Origin of the sequence: Streptomyces sp. NPDC096136 (assembly GCF_044763325.1) — a bacterium.
Taxonomy (GTDB): domain Bacteria; phylum Actinomycetota; class Actinomycetes; order Streptomycetales; family Streptomycetaceae; genus Streptomyces.
The window spans coordinates 1-3,778 of the sequence record NZ_JBIWFZ010000057.1 but is presented as its reverse complement, the minus strand read 5'-3'; the positions used below and the strand labels follow the sequence as shown (position 1 = coordinate 3,778).

At 76.7% G+C, this 3,778-nt stretch carries 1 protein-coding gene; it reads right to left on the bottom strand.

The features are described from left to right. Positions 1-3,778 (bottom strand): type I polyketide synthase (locus ACIRBY_RS38645; RefSeq protein WP_403910151.1); only part of this gene is annotated, 3,778 nt, incomplete at both ends.

Sequence of the window (3,778 nt, the reverse complement as noted above, 5' to 3'; positions counted from 1 at the left end):
CAGCGGAAGGGAGGCCATGCCCCCGAGCCCGGCCAGCTCACGCCCGATCACCGCAGCACGCAGAGCGACGACCCGGGCGGCATCCTCCAACGACAACGCACCCGACACCGCGGCAGCCGCGATCTCACCCTGAGAATGCCCCACCACCGCATCCGGGACTACACCCAGCGAACGCCAGACCTCCGCAAGAGAGACCATCACCGCCCAGGTCACCGGCTGGACCACATCCACCCGGTCCAGAGAGCGACCCTCCCGCACGACCTCCACCACATCGAAGTCCACGAACGGCGCAAGCGCGTCCGCGCACTCCCGCAACCGCGCCGCGAAAACCGGCGAGGACTCCAACAGCCCCGCACCCATCCCCACCCACTGCGTCCCCTGACCCGGGAACACCAGCGCCACCCGCCCCGCGTCGGCCGCGACGCCCTCGACGGTGACGGCGCCCAGCGCTACCCGGCGGTGCTCGAACACCGACCGGGCCACGGCCAGGGTGAACCCGGCATCGAGCGTGCGCAGCCCCTCCAGGCCGCCGTGGAGCCGGTCGGCCTGCTCCCGCAGGGCGGGCGCCGACTTCGCCGACAGCACCAGCGGGACCACCGGGAGTTCGCGGGGTGCGCCGGGGGCGCTCTCCTCGGCCGGCTCCGGGGCCTGCTCCAGGATGACGTGCGCGTTCGTCCCGGACACGCCGAAGGCCGAGACGCCGGCCCGCCGGACCCGGCCCACTTCCGGCCAGTCGCGGGTCTCGGTCAGCAGCTCGACGGCGCCCGCCGCCCAGTCCACCTGTGAGGACGGCGCGTCCACGTGCAGGGTCCGGGGCAGCTTGCCGTGCTCCAGCGCCTTGACCATCTTGATGACGCCGCCCACACCGGCGGCCGCCTGCGGGTGTCCGATGTTGGACTTCAGCGAGCCCAGCCACAGCGGCCGTCCGGCGGGCCGCTGCCCATACGTCGCGAGCAGGGCCCGGGCCTCGATCGGGTCGCCGAGCCGGGTGCCGGTGCCGTGGGCCTCGACCACGTCCACGTCCGCGGTGCCCAGCCCGGCGTTGGCCAGCGCCTGGCTGATGACCCGTTCCTGGGAAGGGCCGTTGGGGGCGGTGAGGCCGTTGCTGGCGCCGTCCTGGTTGACGGCGTCGCCGCGGATGACGGCGAGCACCGGGTGTCCGTGGCGGCGGGCGGCGGAGAGCCGCTCCACGAGGAGCATGCCCGCGCCCTCGGCCCAGCTGGTGCCGTCGGCCGCGTCCGCGAAGGCCTTGCTGCGGCCGTCGGCGGCCAGGCCGCGCTGGCGGGAGAACTCCACGAACAGGCCGGGCGCGGCCATGACGGTGACTCCGCCCGCGAGGGCGAGGTCGCATTCCCCGGCCCGTACGGCCTGCGCGGCGAGGTGCAGGGCCACCAGGGAGGACGAGCAGGCGGTGTCGACGGAGACCGACGGGCCCTCCAGGCCGAGCACGTACGAGATGCGGCCGGAGACCACGCTGGCGGACTTGCCGGTGAGCAGGTAGCCCTCGTGCTCCTCGGAGGCCTCGTGCAGCCGGGAGGCGTACTCCTGGTGGGTGAGGCCCGCGTAGACGCCGGTCCGACTGCCGCGCAGGGAGCGCGGGTCGATGCCCGCGCGCTCCAGGGCCTCCCAGGAGGTCTCCAGGAGCAGGCGCTGCTGCGGGTCCATGACGAGGGCCTCGCGGGGGGAGATGCCGAAGAAGTCGGCGTCGAACCCGGCGGCCCCGTGCAGGAAGCCGCCTTCGCGGACGTACGTGGTACCGCGCCGGCCCGCCTCCGCGTCCGGCTCGTACACCTCGTCGAGGTTCCAGCCGCGGTCCGTGGGCGCGGCGCCGATGACGTCGCGCTCGTCCATGACGAGGTCCCAGAGCGCCTCGGGGGTGTCGGCGTCGCCGGGGAAGCGGCAGGCCATGCCGACGATGACGACGGGGTCCTCTTCGGGGGCCGGTACGGGCGCGGACGGCACGGGGGCCTGGGCGGCGGACGTACCGCCCCGCTCGCCGAGCAGCTGGTCCAGCAGGTGCGCCGCGAGGACGGCGGGGTTGGGCCGGTCGAAGACGACGGTGGCGGCCAGGCTCAGGCCGGTGGCCCGGGCCAGTCGGTTGCGCAGCTCCAGGGCGGTGAGGGAGTCGAACCCGGAGTCCTTGAACGCCCGGTCGGGCCGGACGGCGTCGGTCCCCGGGTGCCGCAGCACGGCGGCGGCCTCGGTGCGGACCAGCTGGACGAGGAGCCGGGTGCGCTCGGCGTCGGACAGGGCGGCGAGCCGCCCGGCGAGCCCGTCGGCGGGTCCGGCGTCCGTCGCCGTCCGCTGCCGGCCGGCCTCCAGCGCGCGGCGGGCCTCGGGCACCGTGTCGAAGACGGGCCCGGGGCGCAGGGCGGCCGTACGGGGGGCGAACTCCGCCCAGTCGACGTCGATGACGGTGAGGCAGACGTCGGCGTGGTCCAGGGCCCGGTGGAGGGCTTCGATGCCCCCGTCGGGGTCCATGGCCCTGATGCCCCGGCGGCCGAGGCTCTCCTCTCCGGCGCCTTCGGCCATGCCGCCGCCGCCCCACAGGCCCCAGGCGAGGGAGGTGGCGGGCAGGCCCTCGGCCCGGCGCTGTTCGGCGAGGACGTCGAGGGAGGCGTTGGCCGCTGCGTAGGCGGCCTGGCCGCCGTTGCCCCAGGTGCCGGTGACGGAGGAGAAGAGGACGAAGGCGTCCAGGTCCAGGCCCCGGGCGAGGGTGAGTTCGTGCAGGTGGCGGGCCGCGTCGGCCTTGGGTGCGCGGATCTCCCGGAAGCGGGCGGCGTCGAGCGCGGCGATGACGCCGTCGTTGAGGACGCCGGCGGTGTGGAAGACGGCGGTGGGCGGGTGGGCGTCGAGGAGGGCGGCGAGCGCGTCGCGGTCGGAGACGTCGCAGGCGGCCACGGTCACCTCGGCGCCGAGGGCGCGCAGTTCGGCGGCCAGGCCGTCGGCGCCGGGCGCGCCGGGCCCGCGGCGGCTGGTGAGCACCAGGTGCTCGGCACCGTTGCGGGCGAGCCAGCGGGCGACGTGCGCGCCGAGGGCTCCGGTGCCGCCGGTGACGAGGACGGTGCCGCGGGCCCGCCAGCGGCCGCCGTCGGCCGGGGCGGCGGGCGGCAGGGCCCGGGCGACGCGGCGGGCGTAGGAGCCGGAGGGACGTACGGCGATCTGGTCCTCGGCACCGGGACGGCCGCCCTGGGCGAGGGCGTCGGCGACGCGGTCGAAGGCGCGGTCGTCGGGCTGCGCGGGCAGGTCGACGACGCCGCCCCACAGCTGGGGCAGTTCGAGGGCGGCGACCCGGGCGAACGCCCAGACCTGCGCCCCGAAGTCCTCGGGCAGCTCCCCGGGCGCGACGGCGACCGCGGCGCGGGTCAGCGCCCAGACCGGGGCCTCGCTGCCGGAGTCCCCGGCGGCCTGGACGAGGGCGAGGGTAGCGGGCAGGGCGCTGGGGGTGCGGGCGAGCGAGAGGAGGGAGAGGACTCCGCCCAGGTCCTCGTACGCGGCGAGTGCCTCGGCGAGTCCGCTCCGGGTGGCGGCGTCCGCGTCGACGGTGAGCCGCTCGGTGTCGGCCCCCCGGCGGGCGAGGGCGGCCTCGGCGGCGTCGGCGAGGCCGGTGTCGGTCCCGGTGGGGACCACCACCAGCCACCGGCCGTCGAGCCGCGCCGCGGACCCATTGCCGCCCAGCCCCTTCCAGGTGGTGCGGTAGCGCCAGCCGTCGATGCCGTCCGGCCCGACGGCCGGGACGGCCGCGGGGGCGGAGGGCTCCAGCCAGTGGTGCTCGCGC